This window comes from Paenibacillus sp. EKM212P, assembly GCF_011066115.1.
GTDB lineage: Bacteria > Bacillota > Bacilli > Paenibacillales > Paenibacillaceae > Paenibacillus > Paenibacillus polymyxa_B.
In genome coordinates this window covers 18,729-37,488 of sequence record NZ_JAAMNR010000009.1, presented here as the reverse complement: position 1 = coordinate 37,488, position 18,760 = coordinate 18,729, and the positions used below count along the sequence as shown (strand labels likewise).

Genomic DNA, 18,760 nt, shown 5'->3' with positions numbered 1-18,760 from the left:
TCAGGCATCAAAATCTGGCTACAAAGAGCCACCTAGAAATATATTGTAACAAATTTCAGATGGTAAAAGCAAGAAAGGTCAAGCCTTCTACATTTCTAACTGCACTTACATCACACTTAAAACAAAGCGGCTTCTATCCAATACAGCAGACAGAAACCGCCTTTATACCTAAGTCGCAGATCAGCTTCATACCCTGCAACGAAAGAAAGTTCAGCCTTCTAGCAAGCAAGTATAGCTACCTACTTCTTCTTTTTCCGCACAAAGCCCGCGGTGCTATTGCCGCCACTGCCACCCTTATTCTTCCGCTTGCGACGTGCTGCGCCTTCACCATTTGGTCTGGCATCACTACCTGGTGTAGCTGCTCCGCCGATGAAAATACCGCTGGCAGACGTCTTCTTCCGTCGCTTGCTTGCCCCGGATGCTGGCGAGTTATACCCGCCCTTGCCACTGCCAAAGCCGAAGCTGCTAGCTGATCCGGCTCCAGTTCCGTTTCCGCCGCCGCGCCCTGAGCGACCTGCGGTGCTAATACCTCCGTTACCTGCGCCAGCCTCTTTTGGCTTCCCGGTAACATCACGACTGCCTTTACGCTCTTTTCCAGTATTGTCCTTGCCGCCCTTGCGGTCACGCCCTTCTCGGCCTTTGCCTTTACCACGGCTCTCGCCACGCGCAAAGTCTCCGCCCTGTCCTGTACCGCCAGTCCGTTCACGGCGTTGCCGTTGCTTCATATCGACAAGTTCAAAGTCAATTGTGTAATCTTCCATATTCACACGCGCGACGCGAACTTTAACCTCATCCCCAATACGGAACACCTTGGAGGTGCGTTCGCCGATCAACGCCATATGCTGCTCGTCAAAATGATAATAGTCGTCCGTAAGCGCACTCAGACGCGTCAGGCCCTCCACTGTATTGTCCAGCTCAATGAACATTCCGAAGCTGGTTACACTGCTGATGATCCCCTCGAATTCCTCGCCGACCTTGTCCAGCATGTATTCAGCCTTTTTCATCTGCTCTGTATCACGCTCTGCATCCACAGCCACACGCTCACGCTCGGAAGATTGCTGCGCAATATCAGGCATACGTGCAGTCAAATATTCCTGACGTTCGGCTGTTAAAGCCCCACCATTCTCCAATACCTCACGAATGACACGGTGAATCACCAAGTCAGGGTAACGACGGATCGGCGATGTAAAATGAGAGTAATACTCCGCTGCCAAGCCAAAATGTCCTGTCGACTCCGCATCATACTTTGCCTGCTTCATCGAACGCAGCATCATCGTGCTAAGCACAGTTTGCTCCTTCGTACCCTGAATGTCCTCTAGCAACGTTTGTAGCGCACGCGGATGAATGGAATTTCCTCTACCTTTGATCTGATGCCCAAAATTAGCTGCGAAAGCCATAAAGTTTTGCAGCTTCTCTGGATCTGGGTCCTCATGAATCCGGTACAAGAAAGGTACTTTGAGCCAATGGAAATGTTCGGCTACCGTTTCATTGGCCGCCAACATAAACTCTTCAATAATTTGTTCAGCTATCGTACGATCTCTCTTTACAATATCGACAGCTTTGCCTTCATTATCCACAATCACTTTGGCTTCATCAAAATCAAAATCAACCGCGCCTCGGCGCATTCGATTAGCACGCAGCTTCAATGCTAATTCCTTCATCGTGCTGAATACATCAATGAGATCCTTGTACCGTTCCATCAGTTCAGCATCTTCCTCTTCGAGGATTTTGCGAACGTTAGTGTACGTCATCCGTTCCTTCGTTTTAATCACACTGGTGAAAATATCATGCTTTACAACCTTCATATGCTCATTGAATTCCATCTCACAGGATAAAGTCAGTCGATCCACCTGTGGATTCAAAGAACATATTCCGTTCGAAAGTCGATGTGGAAGCATAGGAATGACACGGTCAACCAAATACACGCTACAACCGCGGTTATATGCCTCCTGATCCAGTTTGGAGTTCTCACGCACATAATACCCTACGTCGGCAATATGAACGCCCAGACGGTAGTTTCCGTTCGGCAAGCGCTCTACATTGACAGCATCATCCAGGTCTTTGGCATCCTCACCATCAATGGTAACAATGATCTTATCACGCAGATCGCGCCGTCCCTGACGTACAATCTCTTCTTCCGTAATCGCGTCGGGAGCATTCTCCGCTTCCTCTGTCACTTCATCTGGAAAAGCTTCCGGAAGCTGATGCTTGCGAATAACTGACAAAATGTCGACGCCCGGATCATCCTTATGACCCAAAACCTCCAACACTTCGCCTTCCGCTGCTGCTCGTCCTTCTGGATAGCTCACAATACGCACAACGACCTTTTGACCGTTTACAGCTCCATTGAAGCTTGTTTTTGGAATGAAAATATCCCGGTTAATGCGCTTATCATCCGGCAAAACGAAACCGTATGCTTCGTGGCTCTGAAACACGCCTACTACTTGAAGCACTGCGCGCTTCACGATCCGTACAACTTCACCTTCTAGTCGACCGCCCGCAGGTCCCTTCGAGGACACTCTTACCAGTACCGTATCTCCATTCATCGCACTCTTTAAATCATTGGCATGAATATATACATCCGGGTGCTCCCGGTCCTCTGGAATCAGAAAAGCAAATCCCTTGGCATGAGCCTGCAAACGCCCACGCTGCAAATCCATTCGTTCCGGCACACCATAACGGTTTGTGCGGGTCAGCAGAATTTTCCCCTCTTCCTCCAAAGCATTCAAAAGCTTAAGAAATTCACGGAAATCTTCCGCATCCTTAATATCAAAGTGCTGCTCCAGCTCCTGGTAAGTCATGGGTTTGTATGCGGTCTCGCGCATAAAATCGAGTAGTTGTTGCTCTGTTATCATAATATTGTCCACCTCGGGTGACCTTTAATTTTCAGTAATAAATCCGCATGTCCTTGTTCCTTGTTCCTGATACAAGGCTCTTAATATACTCATACCCTAGTATACACGAATTTAATCGACGGCATCCCTGCCTGTCCAAAATCTAAAAAAAGCCCCCGTTTCCCGCGAAACGAAGGCTTAAGGTACATATTTATCTTATTTTGCAAAAAATGCAACTAAAACAGAAACGATCATGAAACCCGCACCCAAAACAGCAGTTGCGCGTTGTAAAATCAAATCCATACCGCGAGCTTTTGTCTTGCCGAACAGATGCTCAGCACCGCCAGAGATGGCACCGGACAAACCTGCGCTTTTCCCCTTTTGCAGTAAAACAACCGCAATAACAGCAATCGAGAACACAACGAGCAGCACTTTCAAAAAGATTTCCATGAAAAATCCCACCTCCTGAGCTTATACATCTGTTTTGCAAAACAACACAGCCTCTTTTATGAAAACATGTACATATCATGTTATAAATAGCCGGAAATTAACGCAAAACACTATTTTTATTCTACCACAGCTTCCAGTAGATAACAACAGCTATAGCAAGTCACTCAGCCATTAAGCCTTTGCAAAGTTATAAATTCTCATACACATCCATAATAACAAAAAAACAGACCTGCTCGCGGTGGCGAGTAGGCCTGTTTTATTCAACGAAAAAGCTTTGAGCGTTCAGACTTCATGATCATAAACCATGAGTCAAGAGACGCCATCAGCATTTTTGCGCAATATTATTTTTTCAGGTTGTAGAAAGATTTCAGGCCGTGGTATTGAGCCAGTTCACCCAGTTGATCCTCAATGCGGAGCAATTGGTTGTACTTCGCAATACGGTCAGTACGGGAAGGAGCACCTGTTTTAATTTGGCCTGCATTTGTTGCAACAGCGATATCAGCGATTGTGCTGTCTTCGGATTCACCGGAACGGTGAGAGATAACAGCTGTGTATCCTGCACGTTTAGCCAATTCGATAGCATCGAATGTTTCAGTCAGCGTACCGATTTGGTTTACTTTGATCAGGATGGAGTTACCGATGTTTTCATCGATACCTTTAGCCAGACGCTCTGTGTTTGTTACGAACAGGTCGTCACCAACCAATTGGATTTTGTTGCCCAATTTTTCAGTGAGCAATTTCCAACCTTCCCAGTCATCTTCGGAGCAACCATCTTCAATAGTGATGATTGGGTATTTATCAACCCAAGAAGCAAGCAGGTCAACGAACTCAGCAGAAGTGAAGGATTTGCCTTCGCCTTCCAAAGTGTATTTTCCATCTTTGAAGAACTCAGTGGAGGCAACGTCCATACCGAGGAATACGTCAACACCTGGTTTGTAACCAGCTTTTTCGATCGCTTCGATAATAGTGGACAGAGCTTCTTCGTTAGATTTGAAGTTAGGAGCAAAACCACCTTCATCACCAACAGCTGTGTTCAAACCTTTGGAGTTCAGTACGGATTTCAGGTTGTGGAAGATTTCTGCGCCTACACGCAGAGCTTCTTTAAATGTAGGAGCGCCTACAGGCAGAACCATGAACTCTTGTACGTCAACGTTATTGTCGGCATGAGCGCCACCGTTAACGATGTTCATCATTGGTACTGGCAATTGTTTAGCATTGAACCCGCCCAGGTAAGTGTACAGTGGCAAGCCCAGAGCTTCAGCAGCAGCGCGAGCTACAGCCATGGATACTGCCAGAATTGCGTTTGCACCCAATTTACCTTTGTTATGCGTACCATCCAATTTGATCATCAGCGTGTCGATTTCTACTTGGTTCACAGCATCCAAGCCGATTACTTCAGGAGCAATAATTTCGTTCACGTTTTTAACAGCTTGCAGAACGCCTTTACCCAGGTAACGGGATTTGTCGTTATCACGAAGCTCTACAGCTTCGTGAGCGCCTGTGGAGGCACCGGAAGGAACGATAGCACTACCGATAGCACCGGATTCCAGATATACTTCAACTTCAACCGTAGGGTTACCACGGGAGTCGAGGACTTCGCGAGCGTACACGTCAGAAATAATAGTCATTTGTACTTAATCTCCTTTGTGAATCATGATTTATTGGTCAAGCCTATACTTATTAAATCAAGCTTACTTGCGGGATGCAATCATAGATTTTCCTGTCATTTCCGCAGGTTGCGGAAGTTGCATCAAATCCAGAAGCGTTGGAGCTACGTCAGCCAGTATTCCATGCTCACGCAAAACGATATTTTCGTCAGTCAAAATGAATGGAACCGGATTAGTTGTGTGAGCTGTGAACGGACGTCCCTGCTCATCAATTTCCATATCCGCGTTACCATGGTCAGCAATGATAATAACCACGCCGCCTTTGGCTTTAACCGCATCTACAACACGTCCAACACATTCATCCGTCGTCTCTACCGCCTTAATCGTTGGCTCCAGCATACCGGAGTGTCCAACCATATCCGGATTGGCAAAGTTCAGGATAATCGCATCATGCTTGTCGGCTTCGATTTCCTTAACAGCAGCATCCGCTACTTCATACGCACTCATTTCCGGCTGCAAGTCATATGTAGCCACTTTAGGCGAGTTGATCAAAATACGAGTTTCGCCAGGAAGCTCCACATCACGTCCGCCACTGAAAAAGAAAGTAACGTGCGGATATTTTTCAGTCTCAGCAATACGCAATTGCTTTTTGTTGTTTTGAACCAACACTTCACCAAACGTGTTATCCAGGTTTTTCGGTTCGTAAGCTACAAAGCCTTCAACCGTTTCGCTGAACAATGTCAGGCAAACAAAGTGCAAATCTTTAGGCCATTTCGGGCCACGGTCAAAACCACGGAAGTCCGCGTTTGTAAATACCTGAGACAGTTGAATCGCACGGTCAGGACGGAAATTGAGGAAGATAACAGAGTCATTGCTTTCGACCAGCCCTACAGGACTTCCGTCAGCCTTCACAATAACAGTTGGCTCCACAAATTCGTCGAACACTGATTTTTCATACGATTCTTTCAATGCTTCCATTGGATCTGTGTATTGAGGGCCTTCTCCGTACACGATTGCACGGTAGGATTTCTCTACACGTTCCCAACGTTTGTCGCGGTCCATTGCATAATAGCGTCCTTGTACAGTCGCAATTTTGCCTACGCCCACTTCTTGAATTTTAGCGATCAGCTGCTGCATGAAGCTTACGCCGCTGTCAGGCATAACGTCGCGCCCATCCATGAAAGCATGAATGTACACTTCTGTTAAGCCTTCTTTTTTCGCCAAATCCAGCATAGCGAACAGATGGCTGATATGGCTATGCACGCCGCCGTCGGACAGAAGTCCGTACAGGTGAAGTTTCGTGTTGTTCTTCTTGGCATGTTGCACTGCTTTAACCAGTGTTTCATTGTCGTAGAACTCACCGTCACGAATGGACTTCGAAATACGAGTCAAGTCTTGATATACAATTCGGCCTGCGCCGATGTTCAAGTGACCTACTTCGGAGTTACCCATTTGTCCTTCAGGCAGACCCACTGCTTCGCCAGAAGCCGTCAGCGTTGTATGAGGATACTGTTGTAAATACCGGTCGTAATTCGGTTTGTTGGCCTGCGCGACCGCATTACCTTCTACGGTTTCACGCAATCCGAACCCGTCCATAATAATTAAAGCTACCGGTTTTGGTGCTGTCATCTTACTTCGCCCCCTCAACAAGCGCGATGTACGACGCCGGTTGAAGACTGGCACCGCCCACGAGCGCGCCGTCGATATCGCTTTGACCCAGGTACTCAGTAACATTTTCAGGTTTTACACTGCCACCATACTGAATACGTACAGCATTTGCTGTATTTTCATCATACAGCTCTTTAATCAGACTGCGGATATAGGAAATCACTTCATTCGCATCCTGCGAAGTGGAGGATTTGCCTGTTCCGATGGCCCAGATTGGCTCATAAGCAACAACTACTTGTGCAGCCTGATCCTTAGCCAAACCAGCAAAAGCTGCTACAGTTTGCACTTTTACAACCTCTTTGGTTTGTCCAGCTTCACGATCTTCCAGCTTTTCGCCTACACATACGATTGGAGTCAGGTCATGACGGAATGCCGCATGAACCTTTTTGTTCACCGTTTCGTCTGTTTCATTAAAATATTCACGACGCTCGGAGTGTCCGATCACAACGTAGTCTACGCCCAGATCTTTCAGCATTCCACCGCTAATTTCACCTGTAAATGCGCCATCTTCTGCAAAGTGCAGGTTTTGTGCGCCAATTTTAATAGACGTGCCTTTTACTGCATCAACCAGAGCAGGAAGATTCGTAAATGGTGCGCAAATCACGCTTTCCACTCCTGCAACCTCTGCTTTGCCTTTGATCTCTTCGATGAAAGTTTTAGCTTCTGGTACGGTTTTAAACATCTTCCAGTTACCCGCGATAATCGGTGTTCTCAATGGTTTCAACTCCTAACTATTAGGTGCCCTAAAGCTTTATTCACGCATAGTGCGTTTGATTATTTATCGTTCAGTGCAACAACACCCGGAAGTGCTTTGCCTTCCATAAATTCCAGAGATGCGCCGCCGCCAGTGGAGATATGATCCATTTTGTCAGCCAAGTGGAATTTTTCAGCCGCAGCCGCAGAATCACCGCCACCAATGATGGTGTATGCTTCTGTTGTTGCGCAAGCTTCCGCTACTTCACGAGTACCACCAGCGAAAGGTTCGATTTCAAATACACCCATTGGTCCATTCCAAACAACCAATTTAGAGTTTTTGATCACATCTGCATAGATTTTACGTGTTTTCGGTCCGATATCCACGCCTTCCCAATCTGAAGGAATGCCGTCGATATCCACAATGTTTGTGTTCGCCGTAGCGCTGAAATCGTCAGATACAACAATATCAACCGGAAGGTAGAAGTTTTTGCCGAGTTTCTTCGCTTTTTCGATAAATCCAAGAGCTACGTCCAATTTGGATTCATCCAGTAGGGATTGACCCACTTCATGACCTTGAGCTTTAAAAAATGTATAAGCCAAACCGCCGCCAATGATTACGTTATCTGCAATGTTCAGCAGGTTGTCAATCACGTCGATTTTGTCTTTTACTTTGGAACCGCCGATAATGGCTGTAAAAGGACGATCTGGGTTTGATAGAGCTTTACCGATTACAGACAATTCTTTCTCCATCAGCAGGCCGGAAACAGCCGGAAGAAGATGCGCGATACCTTCTGTGGAAGCATGAGCACGGTGTGCTGCACCAAATGCGTCATTCACGAAAACGTCGGCCAATTCAGCAAATTGCTTCGCCAATTCAGGATCATTCTTTTCTTCTCCTGCATAGAAACGTACATTTTCAAGCAACAGCACGTCGCCGTTTTGCAGTTCAGCCACTTTCGCTTTAACAGCTTCGCCTACCGATTCGTCCACTTTAACTACTGGCTTTTTCAGCAGCTCAGACAAACGTACGCCAACAGGAGTGAGACGCATGGATTCAACAACCTGACCTTTTGGACGTCCAAAGTGACTCGCCAAAATAACTTTTGCACCTTTTTCAATCAGGTAGTTAATGGTTGGCAAGGTTTCACGAATACGCTTGTCATCCGTAATTTTACCGTCCTCAACCGGAACGTTAAAATCTACACGAACAAACACCCGTTTTCCATTCAGTTCTATATCACGTACGCTCTTTTTGTTCATCTCCATATTCCTCCGCACCCTTATAATTTTACGAAACAGGAATTCAAGGCACATTTGATATATAAAGAGCGGAAACAATAACCTGTTTCCGCTCTATGTTATTGCTCAATAAGACTGTTCTTATTTAGCCAGTTTTGCGAAGTATTCCAACGTGCGGATCAATTGTGCAGTGTAGGACATTTCGTTGTCATACCAAGCTACAGTTTTCACCAGTTGTTTGTCGCCAACAGTCAGAACTTTAGTTTGAGTTGCATCAAACAAAGAACCGTAAGTGATACCTTTGATGTCGGAAGAAACGATTTGATCTTCAGTGTATCCGAAAGTATCAGCATCAGAAGCTTCTTTCATTGCTGCGTTGATTTCTTCAGCAGTTACGTTTTTCTCCAGAACTGTTACCAACTCAGTCAGGGAACCAGTTGCTACTGGAACACGTTGAGCCGCGCCATCCAGTTTACCTTTCAGTTCAGGAATTACCAGACCGATGGCTTTTGCAGCACCAGTTGTGTTAGGAATGATGTTTTCAGCTGCTGCGCGAGCACGACGGAAGTCACCTTTAGCATGTGGAGCATCCAAAGTGTTTTGGTCGCCAGTGTAAGCGTGAATTGTAGTCATCAAACCTTCGATGATACCGAATTTGTCTTGCAGTGTTTTAGCCATAGGAGCCAAGCAGTTTGTTGTGCAAGAAGCACCGGAGATTACAGTTTCAGTACCGTCCAGAATTTCATGGTTTACGTTATAAACGACAGTTTTCATGTCGCCAGTAGCTGGAGCGGAAATAACAACTTTTTTAGCGCCGCCTTTCAAATGTTTCTCAGCAGCTTCTTTAGTTGTGAAGAAACCTGTGCATTCCAGAACGATGTCTACACCCAGGTCTCCCCAAGGCAGTTCTTCAGGGTTGCGGTTAGCCAAAACTTTAACTTCTTTACCGTTTACTTTGAAGAAGCCGTCATGTACTTCTACTTCTCCTTGGAAAGTACCTTGTGTTGTATCATATTTCAACAAATGTGCCAACATTTTGGAATCTGTCAAGTCATTGATTGCTACTACTTCAATACCTTCCACATTTTGAATCCGGCGGAAAGCAAGGCGTCCAATACGTCCGAAACCGTTAATACCAACTTTAACTGTCATGAGTGAGTTCCTCCCAAAGTTCGTTTAGTTTAGTTTTATATATTCAAGACAGACCCGAAAGCCCGTCAAGACAACATTATTCGTAAATCCAATATTAATCATTTAAATAACGACTTACAATCTCAACAGCAGCGCCTTCGTCGGTGACTAGAATGTCCTCTTGCCCGAAACGCAGTACCGCATGAATAGCGGCCGCCTTGTTTTTGCCTCCAGCTACACCTAGAACCGTATCGGTACGCCTAATGTCCTCCAATCGGAGTCCAAGCGTCAGCATTCTGTGAACAACGACGCCATCTTCGTTAAAGTAATAACCAAACGATTCGGCAACGGCCCCCTCACTGCTGATCTGGGCAAAGGTTTCGGGATCAAGTTTACGTCTATGTGCCATCGCTATGGCGTTGCCTATCCCGTGAATGATGATACGACTCTCGCGAATCAGGTTCAATATATCCTGAATGTTCGTATCTTCAAGCAAGGAGTTGTAAGCATGATTGCTGAGCAAATCCGGTACATGGAGCAGACGGTATTGAGCGCCTACCTTGCGAGCCATTGTGGAAGCAATTGTGTTGGCCTGCATTTCCATGCTTTCTCCCAAACCCCCGCGTGCCGGTACAAACCACCCACCCTTAAGCGGGCCACTAGAAGGTAGTGCCAGTTGTTCCGCCACGTCAGCAATCGTCGTGCCGCCTGTTACAGCGACCACATCCTCGTCGTCCATAACACTCAGCAACGCTTTTGCTCCAGCGCGCCCCAACTCCTGCTTTGTTAACGGAGAAGCATCCGAATCCCCTGGAACGACAACCACCTTCCTCAAACCATAGGCTTGACGAATCTGGTCCTCCAATTGGGACAGGCCGAACAAGTTGTTCGCAATCGGCTCCAGCTGTTCCAGCAGATCCAGTCCTGCTTTGCTCACCTTCATGCCTACACTCTCAATCTCAATTAGCCCCTGAGCTTTAAGAAGATCGGTTTCGGCGCGCAACACGCGCTCAGTCATGTTCAGTGAAGCTGCCAGTGTTCTGCGTCCAACAACATCGGACAGCATAATCTGATGCAGGATCGTGTACCTTTTTTTCAAAACATCCATGAGGTCGGGCAGAAGCTGCTTCTGTATTTCTAATATCTTTCGCATGCTTTCCACTCCCGCACACTTCTAAGTTCTGTCTCTAATGCTCTATCTTTAATTGGTCTTAAAACGTCCCGGGATAACTTTTTAAGTCCCACGTATATCTTAACCAATATCTGCTTCACATGCAAGTCTATCTGAACCTATATTTCTCAACCATTTGTCTGAATATGCGCATTTAATAAAAGCTTGCAATTCACTGCTGTATATCATATAATCATCTTTGTTTCCAATTAGCTGTTTAATTAGTTAGTTGTTTGCATTGATTGAACTATGCGCCCGTGGTCCAACGGATATGACGTAGGCCTCCGGAGCCTGAGATCGAGGTTCGATTCCTCGCGGGCGCGCCATTTTAAATGAACGTTTAAATACTTCTACATAATGTTTTAACCAATAAGAGCGCTGAGGGCTCTTTTTTTTAATCATTAGTTTGACTTTCTTTGACTTTTTGTTTGAAATTGTTTATCATGTGGTTAATACGGTAACAGTTTATAAATAAGGGACGTGTAATCGGCATGTCCACCAAATCCACTAACGATATTTAAGGGAGGTTTTTTGACGTGAGCTATGTTCCTATGGTAGTAGAACAAAGTAACCGCGGCGAACGCGCCTATGACATTTATTCCAGACTGTTGAAGGATCGCATTATTTTGTTAGGCTCGGACGTCAATGACGTTGTAGCCAACTCTATTATTGCGCAAATGCTGTTTTTGGCTGCCGAAGATCCTGAAAAAGATATTCACTTGTATATTAACAGTCCTGGCGGTTCCATTACAGCTGGTATGGCCATTTTTGATACGATGCAATACATTAAACCTGACGTATCTACGATTTGCGTAGGTATGGCGGCTTCCATGGGCGCGTTCTTGCTAAATGCAGGCGCCAAAGGTAAACGTTTCGCTTTGCCAAACAGTGAAATTATGATTCACCAACCACTCGGTGGTGCACAAGGCCAGGCAACGGATATTGAAATCCGTGCACGCCGCATTCTGAAAATGCGTGACAAATTGAACCGCATTCTCGCAGATCGCACAGGCCAACCACTGGAGCGCATTGAAAAAGACACAGACCGTGACTACTTCATGTCCGCTGATGATGCCAAGGAATACGGTATTATTGATAAAGTGCTAACTAGCTCCTCTCCAGAAGGTGTATAAGAGAAGAAATTCGCCTCTCGATAGCTGGTAAATGAAAAAGCTGCCCCGGATGTTCTTATCCGGTAGGCAGCTTTTTTTGCTTTATTGTTTTTTAGGTTATAGACAATTGGAATTGTTTATTTCTACTATTCATTCTGCCCAGCAAAAGGCTTTCCGCCTTGAGGCAGCAATTGACCGAACGAATAGGTAAACTCCGGAATTCCATACGCGTATGGCGCATAATCATACAAATCAAACACGATTGTTACTCCACTGCTCGTCACATAAAAATTCTGATCTGCCGCCAGCTCTTTAAATTTGCCGAATCCTTCGCCAGCCTGAAGCGCATCGATTTTTTTCTTCAAATCAGCATTGAGGAACTTTTTGTAGTTCGGATTTGCCTTCAAAACGTCAGACAATTGCAGCAGTTTACCATCAGCGAGGGAGAACGTATATCCTTTACGTGCCGTCATGCCATGTGCGCCACCCGTATACGAGTAATCCTGCATAATCACACTCAGAATACCATTTTTGTTATAGGCAATCGCAAAATCATTTCCGAACTCATACGGTCTTTCTGTTGTAGCCTCTCCCTCAGCCATCATCTTTTTACCTGCTGCCAATATGCCCTCTGCATGCTTTTTAAGCACATTGTTAATGGCCTGTTGAGCCTCAGGATTCAGTTGGCTGCCGCTGATTTGCGGATACTTAATCTTGTAGGACACCTTCGCATTACTCGAAGCTGGAAGTGTTTGAGACGCAATGGTGATCGGATTTAGCTGGCTTTTACTCAGCGTTACTGTTTTCTGAGCAGCATTCCATTGAGCATCTATGCCTAGATAGTCTTTCAGCAGACTCATAGGAATGTATAGCTTCCCAGCGATCTGTTTGGCATCCATGCTACGTGTATTGATTCCATTGACGTTGACGTAGGCATCCGAGGAAGAAGCCATAATGTAAAGTTTATTGTACCCGCTACCTACGGTATATGTCGCTGTTTTCGCATCATAGCTTACTGGAATCCCCAGGCTGTCACGCAGTGCGGCCACCGGAATCATTGTACTCCCGTTCACTTGAACACCTTTAGCGGGCAACGTTTTACCATTCCATTGGATGGTGATTCCTGGTTGCTGTGTTGTCGCTTGTTTGGTCGATGCTGCCTGGATATAGGAAACGGGAACAGCTGCGACTCCTGCTAAAATCCCTGCTGCCAGCAGTGCTGAACCCCATTTTTTCGCATGCTTACTCATATTAAGTATTCCTCCTGTTATTGATCTGTATTGTCTATGTGTGATAATTACTTTTCTTATTATATCTATACCCTATTGTATGTAGTTTACAATCTGTACACTCTCCGATTTCAATATGTACACCTAATAACCCTTAGCTATGACAGACTCATTACAAAAAGGTTTCGATATACAAAAAGAGCCAGCAAGCCAGCCTCTACGCATGATGCAGGCCGCTTGTGGCTTCGTTTGATGATCTGTATTAGTTCATTTCGTACTGAGCCGACACCTGAACTTTCACTGTTACTTGTCCCGATTGGATCTCTGTCCCGCCACCTGCTACGTCCAAGAGCGATTTTGACATGGCATTTTCACGTTGTGTAAAGACTTGTGCTTCTCCGCCATCTACCGTCACACTCACAAGGGCACCTAACCCGCGTTTGGCTGCTTTAGCTACAGCACTGGCTTTAGATTGTGCGCTTCCCAATGCCTTAGTAATGGCTTCCTCTTCATAAGTCGAAGGGTCTTCCACGGAAAAACGTACATTATCCACGTTATTGGCTCCGGACTTGGTCGCCTCATCCAATAACTGACCGATTTTATCCAAATTGCGGTATTTGACGGAAAGTGTATGGTTGGCAGTGTACCCTTTGAGCTTTTGCCCTTCTTTTTCGTTATAGGTGTAGTCAGGCTGTACATAGAATTGGCTGGTCTGAATGTCATCTGCGCTGATGCTCCACTTTTCTTTCAGCAGTTGTGTAACCTTGTTCAATTTTGTAGCATTGGCTTTTTGAGCAGCCGCTGCCGTATTCCCTTCTGATTGTACACCGATAGAGAGATAAGCAATATTGGGCTTCGCCAATACTTCCCCGCTTCCAGTCACATTAATTACACCGTTTACCGTCGAAGCTGTTGACGCAGCATAGGCACGATCTGCCCCTGTCCATAATCCTCCTGCTACTCCCCCTGCCATTAATGCTCCTGCGAGAACTGCCGTGGCTACTGTTTTTGTCCAAAGTCTCATTGAATTCAACCTCTTTCTTGTAAATGTTTGTACCTTCCAGACGGAAATGACGGAAAAAGGTTGCAGCCAAGCATACATATTTCCGAAACAGAGCATGACCATGGAAATTTTAATTATTTATAACTTGAACTTAATACAGTCTCTATATTCAACAAATCCACACATAGAACAGTTAACGGAGGAGCGTTCGAAGACTTTTTTCTGGATACAAAAAAAGCCCCAAAGGGGGCTTTTCACTAAGAGCATACACCATATTACAAAGCAAATCTTTGTTTATTGATTTTCCAGCTCTACCTTACTAACCAGACTTACTAAAGCGTTTACAGCCTGTTCGGCGTCCGCACCTTCAGCACTAATATTGATTTCTGTACCTGTACTGATCGCAAGACTCATAATACCCATGATACTCTTGGCATTAACTTTTTTGTCTTCTTTTTCCACAAAAATCTCAGATGAATATTTATTCGCTTCCTGTACGAACAACGCAGCAGGTCTGGCGTGCAGTCCTGTTTTCAAGCGTACGACTACCGGATGTTTTGACATGTCAGCTTACCCCCTCATCAAATAAATCTGGACACTACTTACTCCATTTTATTTATCACATTATAACATTAACCCGGGACAGACACTAGAAAAAAAACTAAAAAAACCGGGGCTAAAAGCCCCATGGACACTCTTTTTACGGAATCAGGCCATTTTCGCCCCTAATTTTGTCAGCCATCTCATCAATTTTGCGCAGCCGATGATTTACACCCGATTTACTCACGACCCCTTTGAGCATTTCCCCTACTTCTTTCAAATTCAAATCGGGATGAGCGAGCCGAATTTCTGCCACTTCACGCAGTTTATCCGGCAAGGTCTCCAAACCAACTTCCCTCTCCAGCAACTTAATATTCTCAATTTGCCGGACAGCAGCTCCGATCGTCTTGTTCAAATTAGCCGTTTCACAATTGACAATCCGATTTACGGAATTGCGCATATCGCGCATAATGCGTACATCTTCAAATTTGAACAAGGCTTGATGCGCCCCAATGATGCTGAGCAGTTCGATGATCTTCTCGCCTTCCTTGATGTAGAGAATAAACCCTTTTTTTCGCTCAATACAGCGAGCATTTAGATGAAATTCATTCGCAAGATCAACGAGTGCCTGACAATGCTCCTCATACATCGAAGAAATTTCAAGGTGGTAAGACGATCCTTCAGGATTGTTGACAGAGCCACCTGCCATAAAGGCGCCCCGCAAATAAGCCCTCTTACAACAGTTTTTCCGAACGATATCCCGATTAATCCCGTCAGTGAATAAGAAACCTTCTGTGACGATATAAAGATCCTTTAGCAGTTGCTGCACACCATTGGGAATACGGACAATGTACACATTATTTTTTTTCAAGCGCATTTTTTTCCGTACAAGCAGTTCGATATGAAGTTGAAAATGCTTCTTGATCAAGGAGTAAATCCGCCTTGCAATCGCGGCATTTTCTGTGGACACGTCCAATATCACCCTTTTATTCGACAGTTGTACGGATCCGAGCATACGTATAAGTGCAGATAGTTCCGCTTTCTCACAGCAGGACTGGCTTTCAATCATCGTAAGCTCTTTTTTCGTTTGTGCCGCAAAGGACAAGGGACTCACCTCCTTCTTAATATCCAGTTTTGTACCAATTGGTAAATATGCTGGCTCAATTTGTCGGCATCATGCCGTAAATACGTGCGGAACAGAACTAATGTATCTGCCACCACTTTATATCCCCGGTCGGTCAGCTCGCCCATGTCTACTTGAACTGGCTTGGCTCCCTGCTCGGCATACATTTCCTGTACTTGGGGTGGAATTTCTCCGTTATTTACAATGACATAGTCGAAGAGATGATGCCCTACATGCTCAAAAATAGCTTGCAGGTGATCTCCTACCGTATAACCATCAGTTTCCCCAGGCTGGGTCATGACGTTACAGACAAATATTTTGATAGCGTCTGATTTTACTACAGCTTCAGCGAGTTTAGGTACAAGCAAATTTGGTAATATGCTGGTATATAGACTGCCGGGGCCAATCAAAATCGCATCGGCTTCATTAATGGCCTCTACAGCCTCAGGCAACGGCTCCACGTGAGTCGGTTCAAGAAAGACGCGTTTGATGCGTCCGCCCGCTTCCGGGATCTTGGACTCCCCGGTAATCACCGTGCCATCCTCCATCTCGGCGCTTAGCACAACGCCTTCCTCGGCTGCCGGTAGCACACGTCCCCGGACAGCAAATACACGGCTAAGCTCACGCACCGCCGTTACGAAATCTCCCGATATATCGGTCATCGCTGCTAAAATCAGATTACCCAGGCTATGGCCTGACAATCCTGATCCCGCACCGAAACGGTATTTCAGCATATCTGACATCACTGGTTCCACGTCAGCCAAGGCAGTCAGCACATTGCGAATATCCCCTGGAGGGGGCATCTGCAGCTCACTGCGCAAAATCCCGGAACTTCCGCCATCGTCAGCGACTGTAACAATAGCCGTAATATCTAGCGGCTTTTGCTTTAAGCCCCGCAGCATGACGGACAAGCCGGTTCCGCCGCCCATAACAACAATACGTGGGCGCTCCCGTTGTGATCCGGTCTCTTTCATGATTTCACCTCATTAATGCCGGTCCCGATCAGCATCCCGATGCGAAACAGAAACAGATTCTGTCTCGCTGGCACCCAGCATTTTTCCTAAATACTCCGATATTGCAACAGAACGATGCTTACCGCCAGTACAGCCAATGCCGATAATGACCTGGCTTTTGCCTTCTTTGCGATATTGCGGAATCAAAAAGTGTAACATATCCAGCAACTTGGTCAAGAATGCCTGAGTCTCGGGCCATTTCATGACATAATCATATACATCGCTATCCTGTCCCGTGTGGGGACGTAGTTGGTCCACATAATGGGGATTAGGCAGGAAGCGCACATCGAATATAAGATCGGCATCAATGGGAATACCATACTTGAAGCCAAAAGAAGTAATGTTCACGGAAAGCATACTACTCTCCAGATGAGAAAATCGTGAAATAATCCTCGCCTTTAAGGTTGCAGGCTTCATCACACTTGTATCAATAACCTGTGTAGCTGAGCTTTTTAGTTCTTCCAACATCTTGCGCTCCAAACGAATCCCATCCAAAGGCATGCCGTCTGGAGCCAGCGGATGACGTCTACGGCTTTCCTTATACCGCTGTACGAGAACGCCATCATTCGCATTTAAGAATAAAATTTCACAATGAATCGTAAAATGATCTTTAATATAATTCAAAGATTCCGACAAGGCAGTAAAAAATTCTCGTCCGCGTAAATCAATTACGAGTGCCACCTTGCCTATTTTACCGTTCGACTGCTCAATCAACTCGGCAAATTTGGGAATCAGTACAGGGGGCAAATTATCAACGCAGAAGAAGCCCAAGTCTTCCAGGCTCTGAACCGCAATGGTCTTCCCTGCGCCTGACATCCCCGTAATAATAATGAGCGTTGCCCACGGCGCAGCATTTTTTAGGTTGTCTGTCATATGGACTTCCCTCTCCTTTTGCTTCTTCGCTCTATGCCAGTACCCGTATTATCAATACCTGTGGATCAGGAGCGTAGCAGCAACCCTGCAGCCCCTACGATACCTGCGTCATTGCCTAACACCGCTGGTACGATATATACACCCTTTTGAAGCGGTTCAGGTGCCAGCTTGGCGTATACGCGACGCATCTCTTCAAATAAAAAGTCGCCTGCTTTAGAAACACCGCCGCCTATAATAAACAACTCTGGATTAAGCACAGCGGCAACCGCTGCCATGGATTTCCCCAAATAAAAGGCAGCCCGGTTCACGATACGCAGCGCAACCTCATCTCCAGCTTTAGCAGCATCAAATACTTCCTTGGCAGCAATTTGATCTTCCAGCGCCAGAGAGGTCCGGTCGCCACGTTCCACAGCGTCCTTGGCCATACGAATGATGCCTGTTGCGGAAGATACAGTTTCCAAGCAACCCATTTTGCCACACCCACACTGAATAGCCTCCAGATCAGGTACGACACTGATATGGCCAATTTCTCCGGCCATGCCTGAAGAACCTTGGTATATTTTACCGTTTATAATAATACCGCCACCTACTCCTGTTCCCAGGGTATAGCATACGCAGTTTTCTATGCTTTTGCCTGCACCAGCCCAAGCCTCACCCAGCGCAGCAACATTCGCATCGTTGTCTATTTTCACAGGCTTGCCAATCCGGTTCTCTAGGAGCGCACGGATCGGTACGTCACGAAAGCCAATATTAGGAGCGAGGACAATAATACCATCACGAACATTCGTAAAACCTGCAACGCCTGCACCGACACCCTTTAGTTGATCCCACTCATAAGGAGATTGCTCAACAATATGCCGCACATATTTTTCGATATTACCGATGACAACGTCTACACCTTTATCGGTTTCGGTTGGTCCCTCATATGTGTGCAAAAGCTGTCCGTTTTCATTACAAATGCCGACTTTAATCGCGGTACCGCCCAAATCGACACCTACATAGATACTTTCAGACATGTTCCAAGCCACCTTTATGTTTACTTAAAAACCTGGTATGAAATATATGCTTACA

At 45.9% G+C, this 18,760-nt stretch carries 16 protein-coding genes and 1 tRNA gene; 2 read left to right on the top strand and 15 right to left on the bottom strand.

The genetic code is table 11. The features are described from left to right. Positions 1-239: 239 nt before the first annotated feature. The 8 genes from rnr to G9G54_RS21465 all read right to left on the bottom strand — a co-directional run bounded on the left by rnr (position 240) and on the right by G9G54_RS21465 (position 10,778). Positions 240-2,855, bottom strand: a complete 2,616-nt coding sequence (rnr, locus tag G9G54_RS21500; protein ID WP_165179543.1) for a ribonuclease R — start codon at positions 2,853-2,855, stop codon at positions 240-242. A gap of 195 nt (positions 2,856-3,050) precedes the next feature. Further along, complete coding sequence (gene secG, locus G9G54_RS21495; RefSeq protein ID WP_013308268.1) at positions 3,051-3,284, bottom strand: preprotein translocase subunit SecG; 234 nt, start codon at positions 3,282-3,284, stop codon at positions 3,051-3,053. A gap of 341 nt (positions 3,285-3,625) precedes the next feature. After that, on the bottom strand, positions 3,626-4,912 hold the full coding sequence (eno, locus tag G9G54_RS21490; protein ID WP_013308266.1) for a phosphopyruvate hydratase: 1,287 nt from the start codon (positions 4,910-4,912) through the stop codon (positions 3,626-3,628). Between the two features lie 63 nt (positions 4,913-4,975). After that, on the bottom strand, positions 4,976-6,520 hold the full coding sequence (gene gpmI / locus G9G54_RS21485; RefSeq protein ID WP_165179542.1) for a 2,3-bisphosphoglycerate-independent phosphoglycerate mutase: 1,545 nt from the start codon (positions 6,518-6,520) through the stop codon (positions 4,976-4,978). A gap of 1 nt (position 6,521) precedes the next feature. Continuing rightward, complete coding sequence (gene tpiA, locus G9G54_RS21480) at positions 6,522-7,274, bottom strand: triose-phosphate isomerase (protein WP_165179541.1); 753 nt, start codon at positions 7,272-7,274, stop codon at positions 6,522-6,524. 59 nt (positions 7,275-7,333) lie between these two features. Then, complete coding sequence (locus G9G54_RS21475; protein WP_023986489.1) at positions 7,334-8,515, bottom strand: phosphoglycerate kinase; 1,182 nt, start codon at positions 8,513-8,515, stop codon at positions 7,334-7,336. A 120-nt stretch (positions 8,516-8,635) separates the two neighbouring features. Further along, positions 8,636-9,646, bottom strand: a complete 1,011-nt coding sequence (gene gap, locus G9G54_RS21470; RefSeq protein ID WP_165179540.1) for a type I glyceraldehyde-3-phosphate dehydrogenase — start codon at positions 9,644-9,646, stop codon at positions 8,636-8,638. 94 nt (positions 9,647-9,740) lie between these two features. Beyond that, entirely contained in the window at positions 9,741-10,778 is a 1,038-nt protein-coding gene (locus G9G54_RS21465; protein WP_165179539.1) for a sugar-binding transcriptional regulator, read from the bottom strand. 269 nt (positions 10,779-11,047) lie between these two features. Here G9G54_RS21465 and G9G54_RS21460 point away from each other — a divergent pair. Both G9G54_RS21460 and clpP read left to right on the top strand, forming a co-directional pair. Further along, positions 11,048-11,122, top strand: a tRNA-Arg gene (locus G9G54_RS21460). 210 nt (positions 11,123-11,332) lie between these two features. Next, positions 11,333-11,929 (top strand): ATP-dependent Clp endopeptidase proteolytic subunit ClpP, encoded by a 597-nt coding sequence (clpP, locus tag G9G54_RS21455; RefSeq protein ID WP_013368815.1) that lies wholly within the window; start codon positions 11,333-11,335, stop codon positions 11,927-11,929. Between the two features lie 125 nt (positions 11,930-12,054). Here clpP and G9G54_RS21450 read toward each other — a convergent pair whose 3' ends face one another. The 7 genes from G9G54_RS21450 to G9G54_RS21420 all read right to left on the bottom strand — a co-directional run bounded on the left by G9G54_RS21450 (position 12,055) and on the right by G9G54_RS21420 (position 18,705). Further along, positions 12,055-13,158: a PdaC/SigV domain-containing protein gene (locus tag G9G54_RS21450; RefSeq protein ID WP_165179538.1), complete on the bottom strand. Its 1,104-nt coding sequence runs from the start codon at positions 13,156-13,158 to the stop codon at positions 12,055-12,057. 241 nt (positions 13,159-13,399) lie between these two features. Then, positions 13,400-14,161 carry an SIMPL domain-containing protein gene (locus G9G54_RS21445; protein ID WP_165179537.1) on the bottom strand — a complete coding sequence of 254 codons (762 nt, stop codon included), beginning with the start codon at positions 14,159-14,161 and terminating at the stop codon, positions 13,400-13,402. Between the two features lie 273 nt (positions 14,162-14,434). Beyond that, on the bottom strand, positions 14,435-14,704 hold the full coding sequence (locus G9G54_RS21440) for an HPr family phosphocarrier protein (RefSeq protein ID WP_013368811.1): 270 nt from the start codon (positions 14,702-14,704) through the stop codon (positions 14,435-14,437). Positions 14,705-14,840: 136 nt separating this feature from the next. Next, on the bottom strand, positions 14,841-15,785 hold the full coding sequence (whiA, locus tag G9G54_RS21435) for a DNA-binding protein WhiA (RefSeq protein WP_061830212.1): 945 nt from the start codon (positions 15,783-15,785) through the stop codon (positions 14,841-14,843). A gap of 5 nt (positions 15,786-15,790) precedes the next feature. After that, positions 15,791-16,777, bottom strand: coding sequence for a gluconeogenesis factor YvcK family protein (locus G9G54_RS21430; RefSeq protein WP_023986485.1), 987 nt, complete (start codon positions 16,775-16,777; stop codon positions 15,791-15,793). A gap of 12 nt (positions 16,778-16,789) precedes the next feature. Further along, positions 16,790-17,689 carry an RNase adapter RapZ gene (gene rapZ, locus G9G54_RS21425; RefSeq protein ID WP_013308254.1) on the bottom strand — a complete coding sequence of 300 codons (900 nt, stop codon included), beginning with the start codon at positions 17,687-17,689 and terminating at the stop codon, positions 16,790-16,792. A gap of 65 nt (positions 17,690-17,754) precedes the next feature. After that, positions 17,755-18,705 carry an ROK family glucokinase gene (locus tag G9G54_RS21420; RefSeq protein ID WP_165179536.1) on the bottom strand — a complete coding sequence of 317 codons (951 nt, stop codon included), beginning with the start codon at positions 18,703-18,705 and terminating at the stop codon, positions 17,755-17,757. Between the last annotated feature and the right edge of the window lie 55 nt (positions 18,706-18,760).

Coding starts and splice junctions, on each gene's coding strand:
- secG (WP_013308268.1), bottom strand. CDS start 3,284: ATGGAAATCTTTTTGAAAGTGCTGCTCGTTGTGTTCTCGATTGCTGTT.
- gpmI (WP_165179542.1), bottom strand. CDS start 6,520: ATGACAGCACCAAAACCGGTAGCTTTAATTATTATGGACGGGTTCGGA.
- rnr (WP_165179543.1), bottom strand. CDS start 2,855: ATGATAACAGAGCAACAACTACTCGATTTTATGCGCGAGACCGCATAC.
- G9G54_RS21475 (WP_023986489.1), bottom strand. CDS start 8,515: ATGAACAAAAAGAGCGTACGTGATATAGAACTGAATGGAAAACGGGTG.
- G9G54_RS21450 (WP_165179538.1), bottom strand. CDS start 13,158: ATGAGTAAGCATGCGAAAAAATGGGGTTCAGCACTGCTGGCAGCAGGG.
- G9G54_RS21430 (WP_023986485.1), bottom strand. CDS start 16,777: ATGAAAGAGACCGGATCACAACGGGAGCGCCCACGTATTGTTGTTATG.
- gap (WP_165179540.1), bottom strand. CDS start 9,646: ATGACAGTTAAAGTTGGTATTAACGGTTTCGGACGTATTGGACGCCTT.
- eno (WP_013308266.1), bottom strand. CDS start 4,912: ATGACTATTATTTCTGACGTGTACGCTCGCGAAGTCCTCGACTCCCGT.
- G9G54_RS21465 (WP_165179539.1), bottom strand. CDS start 10,778: ATGCGAAAGATATTAGAAATACAGAAGCAGCTTCTGCCCGACCTCATG.
- rapZ (WP_013308254.1), bottom strand. CDS start 17,689: ATGACAGACAACCTAAAAAATGCTGCGCCGTGGGCAACGCTCATTATT.
- G9G54_RS21440 (WP_013368811.1), bottom strand. CDS start 14,704: ATGTCAAAACATCCGGTAGTCGTACGCTTGAAAACAGGACTGCACGCC.
- G9G54_RS21420 (WP_165179536.1), bottom strand. CDS start 18,705: ATGTCTGAAAGTATCTATGTAGGTGTCGATTTGGGCGGTACCGCGATT.
- G9G54_RS21445 (WP_165179537.1), bottom strand. CDS start 14,161: ATGAGACTTTGGACAAAAACAGTAGCCACGGCAGTTCTCGCAGGAGCA.